Here is a 20519-nt window from a genome sequence, read left to right as displayed (position 1 = left end):
GGTCAGGATGTGGCCCATGGCCGATGAGCTGAGCGGGGATGAGCTGAAGGGCGCCAACGCGACCCTGGTGTGGGACGGGCTGGGAACGGTGCAGCTGCGCTACGGCGGTGGCGGGCGGCGACCTGCGGGGGTTGTTCGACCCATACCGGCTCTACTTCAAGAATGAGCAGTGGTTGCTGGCCGACTACTACGCCCAGGAGATCCGCACGTCGATCGCCCTGCACCAGGTGTCATCGGAGCCCGTGGACTATGTGAGGGTCACAACCCACGCAACCCCGCAGAGCGACCGGATCCGGCGAAGGATCCAGAGGCGCTCTTGCTGGGGGCCAACCACCAGGTCCCGGGACTGCTCTTCGCCGCCGGGCTGGCCGGCCAGATCTAGGCGACTTGCGGTTTAGCCGGCTCCGGCACTCGGGCTCCTGTTGTTGCCGGCTCGGTGAGGGTGGATTTCTCGCCCAGGAGGTCCGTGGTCGGGAAGAGGACATCCAGGCGGGGGCGCGGGAGCAGGTGAGGGCGGATGGCGAGACCCCGGCGGCGGGAGAAGTACAGGACTGAGGCGGTGGTGCCGAGCATCGTGATGGCGCCGCCGACGATCAGGGACCAGCGGGCGCCGAACTCCTGGCCGATCCAGCCGATGAACGGTGAGCCGATCGGCGTACCGCCCATCAGGACGGTCATGTAGAGCGCCATCACCCGGCCGCGCATGGTCGGCTCGATGCCCAACTGCATGGTCGCGTTCGCCGCGGTGAGCATCGTCAGCGCGGTGAAACCGACCAGCGGCAGGACCAGGGCGAAGGACAGGTACGTCGGCATCAGCCCGCTGACGACATCCATCGCCCCGAAGGCCAGCGCCGCGCCGATCACCAGCCGGCCGCGGGTCCGGACCCGACGGGCCGCGAGCAGCGCACCGACGAGTGAGCCGATCGCCAGGATCGAGCCGAGGATGCCGTACTCCCCCGCGCCCTTGTGGAACGCGCTCGTGGCCATCAGCGCGGAGGTCATCTGGAAGTTCAGCCCGAAGGTCCCGGCGAAGAACACCGCGACCAGCACCATCATCAGGTCGGGCCGGCGCCACAGGTAACGCATCCCGTCCCGGATCATGCCCTTCTCGCGAGCCGCGACCTTCGGGGTGTGCAGCTCACTGGTCCGCATCAGGTGCAGCGACAGGATCACCGCGGCGTAGCTGAGTCCGTTGATGATGATCACCGGACCGGTCCCGATCCAGTGGATCAGCAGGCCGGCCAGGCCGGGGCCGATCAGCCGGGCGGCGTTGAAGGACGCCGAGTTCAGGCCGACGGCGTTGGACAGCTCGTCCTTGCCGACCATCTCGACGACGAAGGCCTGCCGGGTCGGCGCGTCGAACGCGGTCCCGATCCCGAACACGAAGGCCAGCGCGTACACGTGCCAGGCCTCGACCACGCCCGTGACGGTCATCGTGCCCAGCACCAGCGCGACGACTCCCATCGCGATCTGGGTGATGGTCAGCACCCGGCGTTTGGGGAACCGGTCGGCGATCAGCCCGGCGTACGGGGAGATCAGCAGAGCGGGGAGGAACTGCAGGCCGGTGACGATGCCGAGCGCGGTGCCGGAGTGGGTCAGCTCCAGGACCAGCCAGTCCTGGGCGACCCGCTGCATCCAGGTGCCGGTGTTCGAGATGATCGCGCCGGTGGCGTAGAGCCGGAAGTTGCGGACTTTGAACGCGCGGAAGGTCGGACTCACGTGGCCGCCAGGCGTTCCAGGACAGGTGCTGCCTTGCGCAGGATGTCGCGCTCCTCAGGGGTCAGTTTCTTCAGTTTCGTCTGTAGCCACTCGTCGCGCCGTCGCCGGTTGGCGTGCAGCAGGTCATGCGCGGCCTGGGTCAGCTCGACCACGATCTGGCGCTTGTCGGTGGCATGCGGCCGGCGGACCACCAGGCCCGCCTCCTCCATGTTCGACACGATCCGCGTCATCGACGGCGGCTTGACCTGCTCGTGCGCGGCCAGCTCGCCGATCGTCATCGCGTCGTGTTTGCCGAGCGCACCGAGCACGCCGAGCTGGTTGGCGGTCAGGTCGTGTCCCTCGACGCGCTGGCGGCGGATCTGCCGCGACAACCGCAGAGTGGACGACCTGAGGGCACTGGCCAGCCCGACATCACTCTTCACCTGCTGGGCGACGATTTCGGGCATATCGTTAGCTTAACTCATTACCTTTGCTAAAGAAAGCGAGGCACCGGCCGCCTACGCTAGGGTTCCGGCCATGGGGACACCACCGGAGCTGGCCCGGTACGAGCAGCGCTTCCGGCGCGCGGGGCTGCCGTTGTTCATCGAGGACTTCTCGCCGACGCACGACATCTTCGGCCGGGCGACGCCGGTACTGCTGCTCGTCTTCATCTTCGAGCTGCTCGGCGCCACCTCGCTGGACTGGTCGCCGCGGCGCAACCTGCTGACCGCCCTCCTCGGGCTGGCCATCCTGATCACCGGCTTCGGGCTGCTGAACCGCTTCCGCGGCCGCCGGTTCTGGTCCTTCCCGACCCGCTTCGGCACCCCCGAGCTGGCCGTCTTCGTGCTGCTGCCGGCCCTGCTGCCGCTCGCCACCGAGGGGCAGCTGACCCAGTTCCTCGGCGTTGCCGTCGGCAACCTGTTGCTGGTCGGCGTGGTCTACGTCGTGGTCGGCTACGGCCTGATCGGAACGGTCTTCTACGGCCTGCGCCGGCTCGGCACCGAGCTGGCCAACTCCGTCACCAGCTTGGTCCGGGCACTGCCGTTGCTGCTCGTGTTCTCGCTCGTACTGTTCGTGAACACCGAGATGTGGCAGGTCTTCGCCGGGATGCCGGTCGAGTTCATCGTCCTCTCAGCGATCGCGTTCGCCCTGCTCAGCGACCTGTTCCTGATCCTGCGGCTACCGAAGGAGCTGGACGTGATCGAGCGCGACGCCGGCTCCGGCCCGCCGTTGCGCCCGATCCAGCGGCTCAACCTGAGCGTCAGTCTGGTGATCCGCCAGTGGATGCAGGTGCTGGTGGTCAGTACCGGGGTCGGTCTGTTCTTCATCGGTTTCGGAATGCTCGCGATCAGCCAGAAGATCTACGACGCGTGGGGAATCGAGCCGGGCGCCTGGTCGCACCAGATCGACCTGATGGACCATCACCTGCTGATCAGCGCGGCGCTGGTCAAGGTTGCCGTCGGCATCGCGAACTTCACCGGCCTGTACTACTCGATCTCACTGATGACGGACGCGACCTACCGCACCGACTTCCTCGACAACGTCACCACCGAGCTCCGCGAGCTTTTCACCGCCCGCTCCGAGTATTTGGACCTTCGCGCCCGGCTGCTGCCCTAGTCCTGACAGCTTCCTCACATTTGCCCGGTTGCGATGTGGGTAGGTCGCGCCCAGATATGAGCAGCCGGTACCGATGCGTGACGGCGCTGGGTGATCTGGAATAGAGCCATGTCCCTGATCGATGAATTGCGCGCAGCCGTCAAAGGCCGGGTGATCGGCCCCGACGACGCCGAGTACGACGTGGAACGGCAGGCCTGGTTCCTGCTGGTCGACCAGCGGCCGGCCGCCGTGGTGCATGTGACGGGAACCGAAGACGTCCAGGCGGCGATCCGCCTGGCGCGCCGCCACCGGCTGACCGTGGGGGCTCAGCCGGTGGGGCACGGCGCTTCGGGGGCGACCAGCAGCGGGATGATCCTGCTCCGCACCGGCGCCCTCGACGCGATCGACCTGGTCACCACCGAAACGGGCGAGGAGATCGTCCGGGTCGGCGCCGGCGTGCGCTGGCGCGACCTGAACAAAGCGCTGACCGGCAGCGGCCTGACCTCGCTGCCCGGCAGCAGCGGCGACCCGACGGTCGTCGGCTACACGCTCAACGGCGGGGTGAGCTGGTTCGGCCGCAAACACGGCTTCGCCGCCAACCACGTCCGCGCGATCGAGCTGGTCGATGCCGAGGGCCACCACCTGCGGGTGACCAAGGACGCCTTCCCGGACCTGTTCTGGGCGCTGCGGGGTGGCGGCGGCGAGTTCGCCATCGTCACCGCGATGGAGCTCGAACTGCTGCCCGAACCGCAGATCTACGGCGGCCGGATGATGTGGTACGCCGAGGACGCCCGCGAGCTCCTGCGCGCTTTCAGCCAGGTGACCGCGACCGCGCCGGAGGAGCTCAGCCTCTGGGCCTGGATGATCAACATGCCGGACCTGGAGTTCGTGCCGCCGCCGATGCGCGGCCGCTGGATGGTCGCGATCGACTCCACCTTCCTCGGCGACGGCGACGACGCGGAGAAGCTGCTCGCGCCGATCCGGGCGGTGGCCGAGCCGCTGGTCGACGGGGTGGGCGAGGTACCGCTCGACAAGGTCGGCGAGATCGCCCAGGAGCCGGAGGACCCGATGCCTGGCGTCGGCAAGGTCGCGATGCTGAAGGAGTTCGATCAGCACACGATCGACGCGCTGCTCGAGCTCGTGCTGGATCGGCCGGCGCCGTCACCGCTCATGCTGGTGGAGATCCGCCACGTGGGTGGCGCCTTCACCCGGCCAGGCGCTCACGAGTCCGCGGTCGGCACGATGGAAGACCCGTACTTCCTGCTGCTCGGCGGGATGGCGATGGCACCGGAGCACGGTCCGGCGATCCAGGCCGAGATCGACACCGTCGTCGCCGGGCTGGCTCCGTGGGCCGGTGGTCTGCTGCCGCCGACGATGGCGCACGGCGAGCCGGTCGAGGAGATCCACGACGAGGCCACGCTGGTCCGGCTCCGCGAGATCAAGAACCGGGTCGACCCGGGCAACCTGATCCGCGGCAACCACCCACTGGTCTGACCCACAATCCATCTCCCCGGGCCACGCCGGGCGCAGCCAATCCCCCCGGCTCCGCCCGGCGTGGCTCCCCCGCGTACATAGGGACAGGAAGTAGTGCTCGTCCCAAGGGCCGCCCGACCCGACCCGAGCGTGAAGCGCCGACACAGACCTGACTACTGCCTGTCGTTCTGTACGGCAATCAGGCGGAGCGCTCGCCGGCCAGCCCGAGCGAGCGGGCTGCCGCCGCCGCTTCCTGCCTGGTCCGCGCGTCCAGCCGGCCCAGGATCGCGGAGACGTGCCGGTCGACCGTCCGGACCGACAGCACGAGCTCGCCGGCGATCTGCGGATTGGTCAGGCCGTCCGCGAGCAACACCAGTACTTCGAGCTGACGCTCGGTGAGCCCACACGGGTTCTGCCGGGTGCGTGTCTGGGCGCCTCGGGGGATCCTGGCCACACCCAGCTCCTTCAGGCGGCGCCGGACCATGGCGGCAGCCGGCGCCGCACCCAACCGGTCCAACACCTGCAGAGCCTGCAACGCCTCGTCCGAATCACCCGACTCGGCCAGCTCCAGCGCCTGCTCGTACGGGTCGTCCACATTGGTCCAGCCGTGACTCCCCGGCAACCGGCGGAACGCCTGGATCTCGGTCAGGTGGCTGACCTCGTCCTTGATGCTGATCAGCAGGTCCGGCCGGTCGTTGAGCCAGGCCCATTCGGCGTACGCCGTCGCTGCGTACGCGAAGCCGGTCAGTGAACGCTGCCGCCGGGCGCGCTTCCAGACGTCGGCGAGCAGGCCTTCGGCTTCCGGGGCGCCTCGCCTGGCGAGGACGCGACCGAGGCTGGACAGGCTGAGCACCGAGAGCATGCCCTGGTCGTCCACCGAGTCGATCAGCCGCCGCAGCCGTTCCTCAGCGGCCGCCCACTCCCCCTGACGCAGATCCAGCAGCGCCTGGTGGACCTCCAGGTTGTACGCGTGCGAACCGAAGCCACGCTCACGGACGAACTCCAGCCCGGCCCGCAGACAGTCGGCCAGCTCACCCCAGTGCAACTCGCGATACAGCATCTCCGCGAGGTTCGTGTAGCCACGGGCAACGGCTTCGTAGTCGCCGGTCGATTCGGCGAGCTCGATGCTCGTTCGTAGGTGCTTCAGCCCGGTCGGCGAACCCAGATCGCACCAGGCGAGCCCGAGATAGTTGTGGCACAGGGCATCGATATCCGTCCGGCCCGCCTCGCAGGCGAGCTCGTGCGCCCGCTCGAGCTCCGAGATCGCCTCGACGGCGTCGCCGGTGAGCGCCAGCAGCATTCCACGCCCGGCAGCAGCCGACGCCCGTACTGCGACGGCGCCCACCCGGGACGCGATCGCGATCGCCTTGTCGGACCTCGCGACCGACGCGGCCGTATCGCCTGCCATGTAGAGGAAACGGGACTGCCGCATCAGCGTCTCCACCAGCGCCACCGACTCGCCCAGCTGGCCTAGCAACTCGACCGCCTGCTGCCCGGCATTCACGGCGTCGGCGAACCGGTGGGCGATGTGGAGCTCCCACGCATACCCGTCGAGCAGCGCCGCTCGCTCAGCCACCGTCAGTCGATCGGCGTACGGAAGTACTGCCTCCAAATGCGCCAAGGCCTGCCGGTGCGACCCGGCCAGGCTGGCCTCGCGGGCTGCGCGCGGACCATGCTCCAGCAGTACGGCGATGTCCCCCGCCTCGACGGCGTGGTGGACCACCCGGGCCTGGTGAACGTCGCCGCAATGGATCATCAGCTCGAGGATGTGCGCGTTGAGCAACCGGCGCCGCATCGGCGGCAGGGCCTGCTCGATCGCACGCCTGGCCAGCTCGTGCCGGAAGCCGATGTTGTTGCCGTGCGTCTCCAGTACGCCGGCCTGCTCGGCCTGGCTCAGCCCGTCCAGCTTGCCGCCGACCACCTTGGTGATGTGCTGCAGCTCGATCGTGGTGGGAATGACCGAGAGCTGCTCGACCACCGCGAGGCTGTCCGCATCCAGCCGGCCGAAGCGGGCCAGCACTGCGTCGACCACGGTTGCCGGGATGGTGTCGCCGGGGCCGGCCAGCACCTCGGTCAGATAGAACGGGTTGCCACCGGTCAGCTCGAACAGCTCCGTCGCGTCCCGGCCGCTGCCCGCGGCGATCGAGCGGACCGCGTCCAACGACAGCGGCTGGAGGTTGATCCGCCGGATCGGTACGTCGGCGAGCGCCCCGAGCCAGCCGCGCAGCGGGTGCCGCCCGTCGATCGCATCCTCGCGGTAGGTCAGGATGACGATTGCTCCCGGCAACTGTTCCAGCCGGTGCACGAGGTAGCGCAGGACGTCGAGAGTGGCGTCGTCGGCCCAGTGCACGTCCTCGATCACCAGCACGGTCGGCCGGCGGAACTCGTTCAGGAAAGCGTCGAACACCGCCTCGGGCTCGGTCGCCGTCGCCATCGGGCCGCCCGCGACCCGGAAGGCGTCCCGGATCGGCTGCAGCAGCGGCGGCGCCAGGAAGTCGTCACACGAGCCGACGAGCACCCTGTACTCCGGGCCGACCCGGGCCACCACTTCGCGGATCAGGCTGGTCTTGCCGATGCCCGCCTCGCCGGTGACGAGAACGGCCGTACTGTCGCCTGCTCCGACCACGTCCAGGAGTTCCCGGACGTGCTGGTCCCGCTCGATCAAACGAGCCGCTCCATGCCTCACACCGAACTCCCGGGATCGGTCTGGCGACACGTCCCCCGAGTCGCCGTACATCGCCTAGGAGAGTAGCCGGAAACCCCTCTCCGACCCAAGATTCACGCTGATGATTTAGCAAACAACTAACGCGGAGTAATCGGTTTCCCGGAAAACTGCCCGAGAGAGTTCCGCCGAACGGAACTTTCGGGCAATTTCCAGAGCCTAACTGGAGAGAATCTCACTTACTGTCACCGTCAGGTGAGCCAGTCTCCCAGCGGGCCGATGGCGAAGTACACGACGAACATGGCCGAGACGATCCACATCAGCGGGTGGATCTGGCGGGCCTTGCCGCGGACCACCTTGAGCAGCACGTAGGACACGAACCCGGCGCCGATGCCGGCCGAGATCGAGTACGTGAACGGCATCAGGATGATCGTCAGGAAGGCCGGGATCGCCACCTCGAGATCGTCGAAGTCGATGCCCTTGACCTGGGTCATCATCAGGAAGCCGACCAGTACCAGCGCCGGGGTGGCCGCCTCGTACGGCACCAGCGTGACCAGTGGCGCGATCACCATCGAGATCAGGAAGCAGACGCCGGTCACCACGCTCGCGAGCCCGGTCCTTGCGCCTTCACCCACGCCGGAGGCCGATTCGATGTACGACGTGTTGCTGGACACCGAGGCGGCGCCACCGGCGGCGGCCGCGACGCTGTCGACGATCAGGATCCGCTGGGCGTTCGGCGGGTTGCCCTCCTTGTCGAGCAGCCCGGCCTCGGCGCCGATCGCCGTCATCGTGCCCATCGTGTCGAAGAAGTCGGCCAGCATCAGGGTGAAGATCAGCAGCAGCGCGGAGATCACGCCGACCTTGTCGAACGAGCCGAACAGGTTGAACTCGCCGATCGTGTCCAGGTTGGGTTTGCTGAACCAGTCGTCCGGCAGTTTCGGCACGCTCAGGCCCCAGCCGCCGGGGTTCTGGTCGGTCCGGCCGCCGACGTCGAAGATCGCCTCGACGACGATCGCGAGCACGGTCGCGGCCAGAATGCCGATCAGGATCGCGCCCTTCACCTTGCGCGCGTACAGCGTGATGATCAGGACCAGGCCGACCACGAAGACGAGCACCGGCCAGCCGCGAAGGTTGCCGCCGACACCGAGCTCGACCGGCGGGCCGCCGGGCGCCGACGGACGGCGTACGAAGCCTGCGTCGACCACGCCGATGAAGGCGATGAACAGGCCGATGCCGACGCTGATCGCGATCTTCAGCTGGACCGGCACCGCCTCGAAGACCGCTTTGCGGAAGCCGGTCAGCACCAGGATCAAGATGATGACGCCCTCGATCACCACCAGGCCCATCGCGTCGGCCCAGGTCATCTTGGACGCCACGCTGAAGGCGATGAAGGCGTTCAGGCCGAGCCCGGCGGCCAGCGCGAGCGGGAAGTTCGCGAACACGCCCATCACGATGGTGACCACGCCGGCGATCAGCGCGGTGGCGACGGCGACCTTGGCGATCGCGGCGACCGGGTCGGTACCACCGCCGATGTACTGGCCGGTGCCGTCCTTGACGGTGCCGATGATGAGGGGGTTCAGCACCACGATGTAGGCCATCGTGAAGAACGTGACGAGTCCGCCGCGCACCTCACGGCCGAGCGTGGACCCCCGTTCGCTGATCTTGAAGAAGGAGTCGAGGGGGCCAGAACCGGAGCGGGCGGTGGCAGCCTGTGGCGAGCTCATGACGGCATGGTGCCAGGTCGTGTCCGCCGATAGCGAGGTATTCCGGAAGGCCAGGGCATGACTGCCGGTCCCCTGCAGTCGAGGTGCAGTGCCGAGTGCCGCGCAGCACGCAGGGGGCCGGTAGTCATGCCCTAAGGTGGTGGCGTGTCAGATCCTGAGCAGGTGCCGGCTTCGAAGAAGCGGAACGATCCGACCAGTCAGCTGGCTCGGGGCGAGATCGTGCACGCCGAGGTCAAGCCGCTGGATCTGTCCGGCATCCCGACGGTGATCTTCGGGATCGTCGCCTGGGCGGTGGCGTTCGTGGTCGTGCTGATCTTCCGCGGCGAGCTGAAGGAGAACGGCGACGAGTGGTGGTTGTGGGTCACCGTCGCCGGCTTCGGGCTCGGCTGGATCGGGCTGCTGTACTGCCGCCGCCGCTGGGCCGCCATCCAGGCCGGCCACCGGCCGGCCACCGAGGACTGAACTCTCGGTCAGTAGTTGTCGGAGGCTTCCGCGTCGATCGCTGCCTGGTCGAACACTTGCTCGTCGACCTCGTCGACCTCGTCGTCAGACGGGGGCTCAGCGGCCGCTTCGACCTCGACCTGTACTGCGTCGGCCTCCTGCACCTCGGCCTGTACTTCGTCCTGCACCTCGGCCTGTACCTCGTCCGACTCCGCCTGTACCTCGTCCGACTCCGCCTGTACCTCGTCCGACTCCGCCTGCAGCTCGCCGCTTGGCATCGCCAGCTCGTCGTAGCCGGTGGTGTCGAAGGCGTGCTCGGTCGACGGGTGGTCGGGGGCCTCGATGACGGCGTCGGAGTGGGCGCCGCAGCCGTAGTCGTAGGAGACGATCCGGCCGTCGCCGGGCGCCATCTCGTTGGTGCACGCGCCGAACGCCTGGCCGAGGCTGTCGTTCAGGCGGATCCAGTACCCACAGGCGAAGCACTTGTACGGAACGGCTTGCGCGATCGCCGACGCCGGGCCGAAATCACCGGCGTACCAGCGCTCGGCCGCGTCCTCGCGACCCTCCGGCGACAGCACCCGCTCGCGACCGAGGCCGAGCTCCTCGACGACAGCCAGTACTTCGTCGGGCGCGCCGGTGTCGGTGAAACCGGGCTCGAGCCGCGGGTCCTCGGGCAGCGTCGGGAACAGGTCGCCCGGACGCAGGTCGCCCGGCTGGACGCGCTCCGACCACGGCACCCAGTCGGGGCCGACGATCGCCTCTTCGCCCGGCAGCATCACGACCTCGTTGACCGTGACGGTCTTCGCGCGCGAGGCGCGGGTCACCGTGACCGCCCAGCGCCAGCCGCGGTAGCCGGGGTGGGCCGACGCGAAGTAGTGCGTGACGAGTCGCTCGCCCTCGACCAGATGACCGAGATAGTCACCGACCTGAGCGGCGCCGGCTTCGCCGATCGCCGCCTCGCGGGCAGGTTCGACGGCCGCGACGCTGATGGCGTCAGGCTTGGCGCGGACCGGTTCCGGAGTCTTGACGGGAGTCACAATCGGTCATTCTCGCACGCCTTCCGCCACGATCCGAACCGCGTCAAAACTCCGGTCTGTCCCCCGCACAAGGCAGGATGGTGACATGGAACGCCCGGACCCCCAGAACCGCCCGCGCCAAGGCGCCGAGAGCGGTCAGCGCCCGGGCCCGGACCGCGACCGCAGTGCCGGCGAACGCAGTACGGGAGAGCGCAGTACCGGGGAGCGGATCGGGAGTGCGGGCAAGAAGGTCGGGGCTGCCGGGAAGAAGGTCGGGCGGGCCTCGAAGGTGGGGGCGGCCGGGTTCGCCACCGTGTCGAAGAAGACCGCGGGCGTCACCGGGCGGTTCGGGAAGGCGACCGGACGGCGGATCGGCGGGCTGACGGGTGCGCAGGGGGCGAAGGAGTCCGGGCTCTCGCGGTTGATCGAGCTCGGGTTCGTGAACTCGGCCGGTGACACCGCTTTCGCGGTCTCGCTCGCGGGCACGGTGTTCTTCGCCGTACCGAGTTCGCAGGCGCGGGACCGGGTCGCGTTGTTCCTGCTGCTGACGATGGCGCCGTTCGCGTTGATGGCGCCGTTGATCGGGCCGATCCTCGACCGGTTCCGGCACGGGCGGCGGTGGGCGATCGGCGCGACGCTCGGGTTGCGCGGCTTCCTCGTCTGGAGTCTGGCCGCGTCGATCCACAACAGCTCTGCCTGGCTTTATCCGGCGGCGCTCGGATGTCTGGTCGCGTCCAAGGCTTATGGCGTGACGCGAGCGTCGGCGGTACCGCGGCTGTTGCCCAAAGAGATAACTCTCGTCACCGCGAACTCACGGATCTCGCTCGCCGGTGTGGCCGGTGCGACGGTCGGCGCGGGCATCGCGGCCGCCTTCGCTGCGATCGGACCGGAGTGGTCGTTGCGCTGGGCGGCGCTCGTCTACACGATCGGGTTAGTCCTGGCGATCCGGCTGCCGTCGCGGGTCGACTCTCCAGCCGGCGAGGAGATGACCGGTGCTGAGGGGCGCGAAGCCCGGCGCCGGGCGTTCACTGCCGCGGTGGCACGAGGTATTCGCTGCAACCTCGGATTGCGGTTCGTGTCGGGCTTCCTGACCATGTATCTCGCGTTCCTGCTGCGGGACAAACCGATCAGCGGGATCGACGGGGTGGTCGCCGCGGGCGCGGTGATCGCGGCCGCCGGGATCGGGAACAGCCTCGGCACTCTCTCCGGATCGTTGCTCAGGGCCCGTAAACCCGAGGCGGTGGTGCTCGCCGTGCTGCTGGCCGACACGGTCGTCGCGATCGCGGTGGCGGTTCTGTACGGGTTCCCGATGCTGATCGCGCTCGGTCTGGTGGCCGGGCTGTGCAGTTCGCTCGGCAAGCTGTCGCTGGACGCGATGATCCAGCGCGACGTGCCGGAGACCGTGCGGACGTCGGTGTTCGCGCGTTCCGAGACGGTGCTGCAGCTGTCCTGGGTGATCGGTGGGGGTTGCGGCATCCTGCTCCCGCTCATCCCCCGCCTCGGCTTCGGCTTCCTCGCGGCGGTGCTGATCATCGCCGTCATCCTCGTCATCCGCCAGAAGCCCACCCCGCAACCCCCGCCCCGCCCGCGCTCGACCGGCACCGACGGCCCAGGCCCCCGCAGTACGGTCGTCCCACCGCCACACCACGAAACCCGCCCGGTCCACACCCCCGGCAGGCCCCACCCGGACGAATCCGACACCACCCGCCCGACCCGCGAATCTGACGCCACCCGCCCGGTCCGCGAACCCGGCACCACCCGCACTGTCCTGACGAGCGGTCCCGAGTCAATCGCCGAACGCCGAGCCGCTGGCACCCGTCCGACCCCCAGCGCCCGCGTCAACGAGCCGACAGTCGAGCTCCGCCTGGACCCGACCATCCAATCGCCGGACCGCCCCCGCGACACCCAGCACCCCACCACCACACCAGAAGCTCGTACGGACGTACCTCGCGCCGACCGCTCGCCTGAAGCCCCCGGCCGCCCGTCCATCTCATCGCCGGCCGGCCGCTGGTGGAGCGGCCAGCCCGACGAGGACGATGACGAAACAGTCGTCGACGAAGCCCCCTGGGCAGCCGAGAAAACCCTCGAGAACAAGCCCCCGCAACCACGCTCCACACCTCGCGCGGCTCCCTCCCCCGACAGCACCGATCGCACCCCCGAAACACCCCGCCGGACCAACCCCTTCCGCCGACGCCGCCCACCCCGCTGATGCGCAGCTCCCCACCCTCCGGCTGCTCACCCGTCCAGCAGCGTCTCGGGGGTTAACCCCGCTGCCGGTGGGTTGCCCGCTCAGAATCTGGCAGGGCAACCCACCGTCTCAGGGGTTAACCCCCGAGACGGGCCACGCCCCGGGCCGCGGCGTTCCGGGGTTGGGGGCGGGGGTCGCCCCGGTGGAGCCCGGCGCGGACTGGCGGGAACGCATCACCGCCTGGGCGGTCGCGTTCCGGGACGCGATCCGTCGGCACCCGTGGGTGCTCCAGGTGCCGATCGTGGAGCCACCGCTATCACCGATGCAGCTGGAGTGGATGGAGAACGGCCTGCGCGCCTTCGAGGAGACGGAGCTGACCGCGGCGGACAGCCTGTCCGCGATGCTGCTGGTGAACATCTACGTCCGCGGCGCCGGCGCCATCAGTTCCAATCTGACACCGGAGGGTTCCGATGCCAACCAGCTCTACGTCCAGCGGCTGAATCTGCTCGCGGACCCCGACCGCTACCCGACGATCGCCGGGAACCTGCGGTCGAGGCCCGCGGAGGACTTCGATGTCGACTACGACGCCGACGACTTCTTCTTCGGCCTCAACACCACCCTCGACGGCATCGAGGCCCTCATCACCCGCCGAAATGCGGGGAGGGGGTCAGATGTCTAGGCGGTCGGCTACTCCGCGTAGGACGGTGGCGGCGCCGCGGGCGGCCTTGCTGTCGGGGTGGCGGCCGCGGCGGTAGCCCTCGCCGATGTTGTCGAGCATCTTGATCAGGTCCTCGATCACGAGCGCCATGTCCTCCGGCTTCGGCCGCATCGCCTTGGCCACCGACGGCGGCGGGTCGACCAGCCGGACCTGCAACGCCTGCTCACCCTTGCGGCCCTCGACGACCCCGAACTCGACCTTCTGACCCGGCTTGAGGTTGGTCACACCGGCCGGCAACGCCTCCGCACGGACGTAGACGTCCCCGCCTTCCTCTTTGCTGAGGAAGCCGAACCCCTTCTCGGAGTCATACCACTTGACCTTGCCAACAGGCACGGGAACCTCTTCGGTGTTTATCGGCGGAACAGGACGGAGGTCGTACCGGGACAGGCTGCCCGGGCCGACTACCCAGCGTACGTGACCCGGAGTGCCCGCGCCTCTGGAAAACTATCTGATGAGGCAACGATTCCGCACGCCCCGGTCTCGTAATCCCCGGGCGGCCCTCCGGGGCGGGATCTCAGCGGTAGCGGTCCGGATTGCTCAAGCGCTCGTTCATCGATCCGGAGCGGAAGCCACGGGCGTCGACCGCCGCCGCCGCAAAGCCCTCGGCACGGACCAGCTCGACCAGTGCGGCGTTGTCGACCGTGCCGAGCAGCGCCGCGTCGATCTCGATACTCGCCGACTCCCCGAGGTCGCGAACGCGGACGTTCTGGACGCCGTACGGCGCGAGGTGATCGCGGACCGCCTGCTCGGCGCGGTCGACCCGGACGAGCAGGTTCGGCGTGATGCGGATGCCGTACGCGATCCGGCTGGACAGGCAGGCCGCGGCCGGCTTGTCGGAGGTCTCGAGGCCCCAACTGCGGGACGCCTCGCGGATCTGCGCCTTGGTCAGCCGGGCGTCGCGCAGCGGGGTGATCGCGCCGCGCTCGAAAGCGGCCTTGATCCCCGGCCGGAACCCGGCGATCGCATCGTCGGCGTTCGTCCCGGTCGCGATCGCCTCGATGCCGAACTCGTCCGCGATCGGCTGCAGCGTCTCGACCAGCTCGGCCTTGCAGAAGTAGCACCGGTCGCCGGCGTTGGCCTGGTACCCCTCGCGGTCCATCTCGTGCGTGTGCGGCGTGACGTGCCGGACGCCGATGCTGTCCGCGAAATGCGCGGCCGGCTCCAGCTCGGCCACCGGCAGGCTGGGGCTGACGGCAGTAGCCGCTACTACGTTCGCCGGGCCGATAGCGCGCGCAGCCGCAGCCAGCAGGAAGGCGGAGTCGGCACCACCGCTGAAGGCGACCACCAGGCTCTCGTAGCCGGACAGGCGCTCCATGAGCGCTTCCAGCCGCTGCTCGAGCACATACTCGTCCAGCCAGGCCGGGAACTCAGTCATGTCGTTCAGTACGACGTCTGCCCCGTAGGCACGCAGCTCATCCGCAGTGAACGGCCCAGTGGCCACAGACACCGCCACTGCTCCAGCAGCGCGCGCACCGTCGATGTCAGCCGTGTGGTCGCCCACATAGATGGTCGCCTGGTGCTCCCGCAGCGCAATGCCCTTCTCAGCCCCGTGCAGGTCACCTACAGGCTCGTCAACGTCCAGACCGAGGTGCTGCAGGTGCAACTCCACACTGGGCCTGTACTTCGCCGACACCACCACAGTGCGTCCCCGGAGGGCCCGTACTGCGGCCAGCGACTCCTCAACCCCCGGCAGCGGCAGGCTGCCGGTGATCGCGTAGTCCGGGTACACCTCGCGGTACCGCGCGATCATCGCGTCGATCTGGTCAGCCGGGAACCAGTGGGCCATCTCCCAGGTCAGCGGCGGCCCGAGCCGGCTCACCACGAGCTCGGTGTCGATCTCCACGCCGGTCTCGGCGACCAGCAGATCCCAGACGGCCTTGATCCCCGGCCGGGAGTCGATCAGCGTCATGTCCAGGTCGAACCCGACGACCAGCTCAGGCACATCGGTGGTCAGAGAGCTGGGCTGGATCTCGGCGGTTGACACGTCCCCAACCTTACTTTGCCTGCTCCGGCCACCGGTCTCGCATCCCGAAACGGCCGATAAGTCTAGTAATTCAGTCGGATTATAGGTGTTATGACCACTCAGCTCGAAGCACCCGGGATCACTGTCACCAAGGCGGGTGGCGCGATCGGCGCCGTCGTCGGCAACGTCGCGCTCGGCGGCGACCTCAGCCCGCAGACCGTCAGCGCGATCCGGCAGGCTCTGCTGGACCACAAAGTCATCTTCTTCCGCGACCAGCAGCACCTCGACGACGCCGGCCAGCTCGCCTTCGCCAAGCTGCTCGGCACCCCGACGCTCGCCCACCCGACCTCGGCCAGCCTCGACGGCAACGAGCATGTACTACCGATCGACTCCGACTACGGCAAGGCCAACAGCTGGCACACCGATGTGACCTTCGTTGACCGGATCCCGGCGATCAGCCTGCTCCGGGCCGTCACCCTGCCCGCGTACGGCGGCGCGACCACCTGGGCCAACACGGTCAGGGCCTACGCGAATCTCCCCGTCGCGCTGCAGTCGCTGGTCGACAAGCTGTGGGCGGTCCACAGCAACGTCTACGACTACGTGGGTGCGGCCGACGAGGTCCGGATCGGCGGCGTGGACGTGAAGGTCGAGAAGCATCGCGAGCAGTTCGTCTCGAAGCTGTTCGAGACCGAGCACCCGGTCGTCCGCGTTCACCCCGAGACGGGCGAGCGCTCGCTGGTACTGGGTCACTTCGTCCGCCGTTTCGTCGGGCTCAGCTCGGCCGAGACGACCGCGCTGTTCCAGCTGCTGCAGAACCGCGTCACGAACCTCGACAACACCGTCCGCTGGCAGTGGCAGCCGGGTGACCTGGCGATCTGGGACAACCGCGCGACCCAGCACTACGGGGTCGCCGACTACGACGACCAGCCGCGCCGGCTGCACCGGATCACGCTCGCCGGCGACATCCCGGTCAGCGTCGACGGCGTGCGCAGTACGCCGAGAACGGGAGACGCCACGCACTTCTCGGCTTGACACCACTCGCCTGAATGCCTGACCTCTTGACATTTAGAAGCAAAATGTAAACCCTGAGTCGCATGGACTCGTTCAGCGACCGGACCAAGCGCAGACTGCGGGACGAGTTGCTCGACTCCGCCTATGACGCGATCGTCGCCGGCGGGTACGACGGGTTGCGGATGGCGGAGGTCGGGCGGCGTACCGGGGTCTCGCGGCAGACCGTCTACAACGAGTTCGGCGACAAGTGGGGTGTGCTGCAGGCCGTCGCGGCGCGGGAGACCGAGCGCTTCCTGGTCGAGGTGAACGATGCGCTGGCCGCCCACGCCGACCCGATCGACGGGCTGCGGGCCGCGGTCGAGTGCGCCCTCAATCTCGCGTCAGACAACCCGCTGGTGAAGGCCGCGCTCGGTCAGCCGGGGTCCGACCAGGCCAGCCAGCTGCTGACCACCCGCGGCCAGCAGGTACTGGAGCTCAGCCATCAGCGGCTCGACGCGCACGTTCGCGAGCACTGGCCCGAGGTACCGGCTGAGGACGCGACCACCTGCGTGGACGTCGCGCTGCGCGTAGTACTGAGTCACATCGTCAACCCCGGTGCGGCTCCGGCCGTGGTCGCCGATCAGGTCGCCCGGGTGCTCGGTCCCTTTCTCAGCACCAGGAGGTCGTGATGACGGTCAATCCTCTGCACCGGCAGGGTTTCAGCTCGCTGCGGGAAGGTGGGCTGAACTGGGACGCGCTGCCGCTGCGGCTGTTCGACAAGGGCAACCGCAAGTTCTGGAACCCGCGCGACATCGACTTCAGCCAGGATGCGATCGACTGGCAGAACTTCACCGGCAACGAGCGCGAGGCCGCGCTGATGCTGTGCGCGCAGTTCATCGCCGGCGAGGAGGCCGTCACCGAGGACATCCAGCCGTTCCTGGCCGCGATGGCCGCGGAGGGCCGGCTCGGCGACGAGATGTACCTGACCCAGTTCTGTTTCGAGGAGGCCAAGCACACCGCGGTCTTCCGGATGTGGCTGGACGCCGTCGGAGTCAAGGACGACCTGCACAAGTACATCGAGAGCAACCCCGGCTACCGGGCGATCTTCTACGAGGCACTGCCGGTCGCACTGAAGTCCCTGGCCAATGACCCGTCTCCCGCCAACCAGGTGAAGGCCTCTGTCACCTACAACCACGTAGTAGAAGGCACTCTGGCCCTGACCGGCTACCACTCGTGGAACCTGCTCTGTACTGCGCGCGGTGTCCTCCCCGGCATGCAGGAGCTGGTCCGCCGCATCGGTGATGACGAGCGGCGCCACATGGCCTGGGGCACCTTCACCTGCCGCCGTCATATCGCCGCTGACGCATCCAACTGGAAGGTCGTCACCGACACGATGGAGGACCTGCTCCCGCACGCGCTCACCCAGATCCAGTGGGCACTCGAGACCATGCCGGAGATCCCGCCGGAGATCGACCCGACCGCCCTGATGATGTACGCCGGCGACCGCGCCACCCGTCGCCTGGGCGCGATCGAGTCGGCGGTCGGGGCCGATGTGGCCGGTATCGACCTCGACTACTCCCCCGAGAAGCTCGAAGACGTCTTCGGCGACGAGGACTCAGCCGCCCTGGCCGCCGTCCGCTGAGAGCGGCTTTTGGGGGTCTGGCAAGCTGGGGGCCATGACAACGGTGCTGACCCGTGCCGAGCAACGTGGCGCGTCGTTCAGTGAGGCGATGGCGGGGATCGTCCGCCGTCTGCCGTGGGGACTGTCCGGTGTCGTGCCGGCCAGTCTGCTCGGCTTCATCGTCATCAACGGGTTCACCTTCGGGGTGGATCTGGGGCTGCTCACCATCCTGCGGTCATGGGTACACCTGCCGCTGTGGCTGTCGATCACGATCGCGTACGGCTGCGCGTTCGGGCTGAGCTACGTGCTCAACCGGGCGCTCAACTTCCACTCGCACAGCGCAGTCGGTCCGCAGCTCGCGGTGTACGTCGTCGTGGTCGTGATCAACTACGCGGTCTGGATCATCGGCGCCGGCGCCGGTCTCAGCGCGCTCGGCGTCGAGTACCACCTCGCCCGCATCATCGCCGGCGCCTGCGAAGGCATCTACATGTACTGCGCCCTCCGCTGGATCGTCTTCCGGCAACGCTAGTCCTGAAGCCGGGTGTAGAACTCCAGGTGGGCGGCTGCGGCGGCCTCCCAGGTGTAGGACTTCGCGAGGGCCTGGCCGGCTGCGCGGCGAGCTTGGTCAGGTGGGGTGGTGAGTTGCCGGGCGAGCTGGGCCGGGCCGGCGGCGTACGAGGCGGCGGTACCGAAGATCTCGTGGAAGACGGGGAGGTCGGAGACGACCAGCGGTACGCCGGCGGCGAGGGCTTCGAGTGGGGCGAGGCCGAAACCCTCTTTGACTGAAGGGAAGGCGAAGGCCTCGGCCGCGGCGACCAAAGACGGGAGTTCCGGATCAGCGACCGGGCCGAGCACGAGTGGGGCGACGCCCAGCTCGGCGGCGCGCTTCTCCCAGGACGCTCGGTAGTCGCGGTAGTCGAAGAGGGTCTCGCCACCGGCGATCACCAGGGAGAGGTCGGGATCGTTGATCAGGGCGAAGGCTTCGAGGAGCTCCAGAGACCCCTTGCGCGGCTCGATGCCGCCGACGGTTACGACGTACCGGCCGAAGCGCTCCCGTTGACGGGCAATCGCCAAGGAATCGCCAGAGGCGGCCGCGAAGCGAGCCGAGTCGACGCCGTTCGGGATGACCGTTGCCTTGAGCCCCCATCCGGCGGCTAGCTCGGCGGCGACGGCGGTGGAGACGCACAGATGCGCGTACGGCGTCACGATGGCGCGTTCGTGGCAGGCGGCCAGCTCGGGTGTGGTGAAGGTGTCGAGGTGATGCACCGTACGGATGCAGCGGCCGACCGCGTTCGCGCTGATGCAGTCCTGCGCATGGACGATGTCGTAACCACTCGCGTCGAACGCGTTCCGCAGTACGGCGATCGACCGCAGGATCCGGTCACCGACTCCCTCATCAACCTGGTCCGGAAATGGGACCACCGACAGCCGGACGCGCGGGTCGACGGCGCGGTAGAAGGTGGTGTCACCGCCGCGGCCGAGCGACCAGACCGTGACGTCGGCGCCCATCGCGGCGAGCGCCTCGGCCAGCGAGAGCGTGTGGACGACGCCGCCGCGGGGTTTGGTCGAGTAGCTCAGCAAAGCGATCCGCAGGTTCGGCGAGGGCCTAGTCATCAGTACGCCTCCGGGCGTCGCTCGTCGAGGTGGTGCAACACCCGCCGGGCCGTCTCGATCTCGGCCCGTACGTCGACCGACGCGATCGCGATCCCGGCCTTCGACCAGGTGCGGGCGACGATGTCGCCGCCGGGGCCGACCACCTTCGACTGGCCGAGGAAACGCATCCCGCCGATCGAGCCGGTCAGGTTGGACGAGACCAGGAACACCTGGTTCTCGGCGGCGCGCGACCGGTCGTACAGGTCGAAGAGGCGGGACTGCCGGTCCTCGTTCATCCGGGGCGCGCGATTGGTGATGCTCGTCGGCCACGCGTTCAGGCAGCCGATCAGCTCGGCGCCGTCGACGGCGAGCGCGCGGGCCGACTCCGGGAACGTCTTGTCGTAGTCGATCATCAGGCCGAGCCGCCCGATCGGGGTGTCGAAGGCCTCGAACCGGTCGCCGGCCGAGTAGACGGCGCGCTCCCCCGGCGGCTGGTGCACCTTGCGATGCCGGCCCAGTACGCCGTCGCCGGTCACGCACAACGCCGTGTTGTAGCGGTTGCCGTCGGCGGCCTCGCAGAAACCGAAGCAGACCACCATCTCCCCCGCCATCGCGATCACCTTGGCGATCAGCGGATCGTCCAGCTCGAGAGCAGGCGGCAGGTCGTCGTGTTCCGAGCGGCTCAGGTCGGAGAGGTAGCCACCGAGCGCGGCGTCCGGAAGTACCAGCAGCTGTACCTCCTCACGCCGCCCGTGCCGGATCAACTGCTCCACCCGGGCCAGGTCGAACTCCAGATCCCGGGTGAAGCCGGCCGCGACAGCTCCGATCTTGAGCAC

18 protein-coding genes are annotated in these 20519 nt (G+C 68.6%); 9 read left to right on the top strand and 9 right to left on the bottom strand.

What is annotated here, in order from left to right; all coding sequences use genetic code 11:
• Window positions 1-378 precede the first annotated feature (378 nt).
• Window positions 379-1719 carry an MFS transporter gene (locus G3I17_RS21715; RefSeq protein ID WP_164599123.1) on the bottom strand — a complete coding sequence of 447 codons (1341 nt, stop codon included), beginning with the start codon at window positions 1717-1719 and terminating at the stop codon, window positions 379-381.
• The gene (locus tag G3I17_RS21710) at window positions 1716-2165 is read right to left on the bottom strand and encodes a MarR family transcriptional regulator (protein WP_164599121.1); all 450 of its coding nucleotides are present in this window, start codon (window positions 2163-2165) and stop codon (window positions 1716-1718) included. The genes G3I17_RS21715 and G3I17_RS21710 overlap by 4 nt, the downstream gene beginning before the upstream one ends.
• Before the next feature lie 70 nt (window positions 2166-2235).
• Between G3I17_RS21710 and G3I17_RS21705 the strand changes: the two genes are divergently transcribed.
• Window positions 2236-3315 carry a hypothetical protein gene (locus G3I17_RS21705; protein WP_164599119.1) on the top strand — a complete coding sequence of 360 codons (1080 nt, stop codon included), beginning with the start codon at window positions 2236-2238 and terminating at the stop codon, window positions 3313-3315.
• Between the two features lie 108 nt (window positions 3316-3423).
• Complete coding sequence (locus G3I17_RS21700; protein ID WP_164599116.1) at window positions 3424-4788, top strand: FAD-binding oxidoreductase; 1365 nt, start codon at window positions 3424-3426, stop codon at window positions 4786-4788.
• A 178-nt stretch (window positions 4789-4966) separates the two neighbouring features.
• Here the strand turns inward: G3I17_RS21700 and G3I17_RS21695 are convergent, their stop codons facing one another.
• Both G3I17_RS21695 and G3I17_RS21690 read right to left on the bottom strand, forming a co-directional pair.
• Complete coding sequence (locus tag G3I17_RS21695; RefSeq protein WP_164599114.1) at window positions 4967-7432, bottom strand: LuxR family transcriptional regulator; 2466 nt, start codon at window positions 7430-7432, stop codon at window positions 4967-4969.
• A gap of 248 nt (window positions 7433-7680) precedes the next feature.
• A complete protein-coding gene (locus G3I17_RS21690; protein ID WP_164599112.1) occupies window positions 7681-9153 on the bottom strand; it encodes an NCS2 family permease in 1473 nt (490 codons plus the stop codon).
• Between the two features lie 144 nt (window positions 9154-9297).
• Between G3I17_RS21690 and G3I17_RS40940 the strand changes: the two genes are divergently transcribed.
• Window positions 9298-9615, top strand: a complete 318-nt coding sequence (locus tag G3I17_RS40940) for a DUF2530 domain-containing protein (protein WP_164599109.1) — start codon at window positions 9298-9300, stop codon at window positions 9613-9615.
• Between the two features lie 8 nt (window positions 9616-9623).
• Here G3I17_RS40940 and G3I17_RS21680 read toward each other — a convergent pair whose 3' ends face one another.
• Window positions 9624-10631: a DUF3027 domain-containing protein gene (locus tag G3I17_RS21680; RefSeq protein WP_164599106.1), complete on the bottom strand. Its 1008-nt coding sequence runs from the start codon at window positions 10629-10631 to the stop codon at window positions 9624-9626.
• Window positions 10632-10716: 85 nt separating this feature from the next.
• On the opposite strand from G3I17_RS21680, the gene G3I17_RS21675 reads away from it, so the two are divergent.
• Window positions 10717-12819 carry an MFS transporter gene (locus G3I17_RS21675; RefSeq protein WP_203590549.1) on the top strand — a complete coding sequence of 701 codons (2103 nt, stop codon included), beginning with the start codon at window positions 10717-10719 and terminating at the stop codon, window positions 12817-12819.
• Between the two features lie 181 nt (window positions 12820-13000).
• Window positions 13001-13477, top strand: a complete 477-nt coding sequence (locus G3I17_RS21670; protein WP_164599104.1) for a TetR/AcrR family transcriptional regulator C-terminal domain-containing protein — start codon at window positions 13001-13003, stop codon at window positions 13475-13477.
• On the opposite strand, the gene G3I17_RS21665 is transcribed toward G3I17_RS21670, so the two are convergent.
• Both G3I17_RS21665 and larE read right to left on the bottom strand, forming a co-directional pair.
• Window positions 13466-13849, bottom strand: a complete 384-nt coding sequence (locus G3I17_RS21665; protein ID WP_164599102.1) for a cold-shock protein — start codon at window positions 13847-13849, stop codon at window positions 13466-13468. The two genes, G3I17_RS21670 and G3I17_RS21665, sit on opposite strands and share 12 nt — an antisense overlap.
• Window positions 13850-14030: 181 nt before the next feature.
• Window positions 14031-15500 carry an ATP-dependent sacrificial sulfur transferase LarE gene (gene larE, locus G3I17_RS42170; protein WP_164599100.1) on the bottom strand — a complete coding sequence of 490 codons (1470 nt, stop codon included), beginning with the start codon at window positions 15498-15500 and terminating at the stop codon, window positions 14031-14033.
• Window positions 15501-15590: 90 nt separating this feature from the next.
• On the opposite strand from larE, the gene G3I17_RS21655 reads away from it, so the two are divergent.
• From G3I17_RS21655 to G3I17_RS21640, 4 genes are all read left to right on the top strand, one after another.
• Window positions 15591-16511: a TauD/TfdA family dioxygenase gene (locus G3I17_RS21655; RefSeq protein WP_164599098.1), complete on the top strand. Its 921-nt coding sequence runs from the start codon at window positions 15591-15593 to the stop codon at window positions 16509-16511.
• Window positions 16512-16573: 62 nt separating this feature from the next.
• Window positions 16574-17158, top strand: a complete 585-nt coding sequence (locus G3I17_RS21650) for a TetR family transcriptional regulator (protein WP_164599096.1) — start codon at window positions 16574-16576, stop codon at window positions 17156-17158.
• A complete protein-coding gene (locus G3I17_RS21645) occupies window positions 17158-18111 on the top strand; it encodes a R2-like ligand-binding oxidase (RefSeq protein WP_164599094.1) in 954 nt (317 codons plus the stop codon). Before G3I17_RS21650 ends, G3I17_RS21645 begins: the two co-directional genes overlap by 1 nt.
• A gap of 34 nt (window positions 18112-18145) precedes the next feature.
• On the top strand, window positions 18146-18619 hold the full coding sequence (locus tag G3I17_RS21640; protein ID WP_164599092.1) for a GtrA family protein: 474 nt from the start codon (window positions 18146-18148) through the stop codon (window positions 18617-18619).
• On the opposite strand, the gene G3I17_RS21635 is transcribed toward G3I17_RS21640, so the two are convergent.
• Together G3I17_RS21635 and G3I17_RS21630 are read right to left on the bottom strand one after the other, a co-directional pair.
• Window positions 18616-19704 (bottom strand): MSMEG_0565 family glycosyltransferase, encoded by a 1089-nt coding sequence (locus G3I17_RS21635; RefSeq protein WP_239062743.1) that lies wholly within the window; start codon window positions 19702-19704, stop codon window positions 18616-18618. The two genes, G3I17_RS21640 and G3I17_RS21635, sit on opposite strands and share 4 nt — an antisense overlap.
• The gene (locus tag G3I17_RS21630; protein ID WP_343238370.1) at window positions 19704-20519 is read right to left on the bottom strand and encodes a carbon-nitrogen hydrolase family protein; all 816 of its coding nucleotides are present in this window, start codon (window positions 20517-20519) and stop codon (window positions 19704-19706) included. Before G3I17_RS21630 ends, G3I17_RS21635 begins: the two co-directional genes overlap by 1 nt.

This window comes from Streptomyces sp. SID13031 (assembly GCF_010548305.1).
Classification (GTDB): domain Bacteria; phylum Actinomycetota; class Actinomycetes; order Propionibacteriales; family Kribbellaceae; genus Kribbella.
Note: the sequence above shows the minus strand (reverse complement) of the source record. Positions and strands in the feature narration are given on the sequence as shown.

Excerpts from the sequence above, each read along its gene's own strand:
- G3I17_RS21700 (WP_164599116.1), top strand. The coding sequence starts at position 3,424 with ATGTCCCTGATCGATGAATTGCGCGCAGCCGTCAAAGGCCGGGTGATC.
- G3I17_RS21650 (WP_164599096.1), top strand. The coding sequence starts at position 16,574 with ATGGACTCGTTCAGCGACCGGACCAAGCGCAGACTGCGGGACGAGTTG.
- G3I17_RS21710 (WP_164599121.1), bottom strand. The coding sequence starts at position 2,165 with ATGCCCGAAATCGTCGCCCAGCAGGTGAAGAGTGATGTCGGGCTGGCC.
- G3I17_RS21655 (WP_164599098.1), top strand. The coding sequence starts at position 15,591 with ATGACCACTCAGCTCGAAGCACCCGGGATCACTGTCACCAAGGCGGGT.
- G3I17_RS21645 (WP_164599094.1), top strand. The coding sequence starts at position 17,158 with ATGACGGTCAATCCTCTGCACCGGCAGGGTTTCAGCTCGCTGCGGGAA.
- G3I17_RS21675 (WP_203590549.1), top strand. The coding sequence starts at position 10,717 with ATGGAACGCCCGGACCCCCAGAACCGCCCGCGCCAAGGCGCCGAGAGC.
- G3I17_RS21705 (WP_164599119.1), top strand. The coding sequence starts at position 2,236 with ATGGGGACACCACCGGAGCTGGCCCGGTACGAGCAGCGCTTCCGGCGC.
- G3I17_RS21690 (WP_164599112.1), bottom strand. The coding sequence starts at position 9,153 with ATGAGCTCGCCACAGGCTGCCACCGCCCGCTCCGGTTCTGGCCCCCTC.
- G3I17_RS21640 (WP_164599092.1), top strand. The coding sequence starts at position 18,146 with ATGACAACGGTGCTGACCCGTGCCGAGCAACGTGGCGCGTCGTTCAGT.
- G3I17_RS21635 (WP_239062743.1), bottom strand. The coding sequence starts at position 19,704 with ATGACTAGGCCCTCGCCGAACCTGCGGATCGCTTTGCTGAGCTACTCG.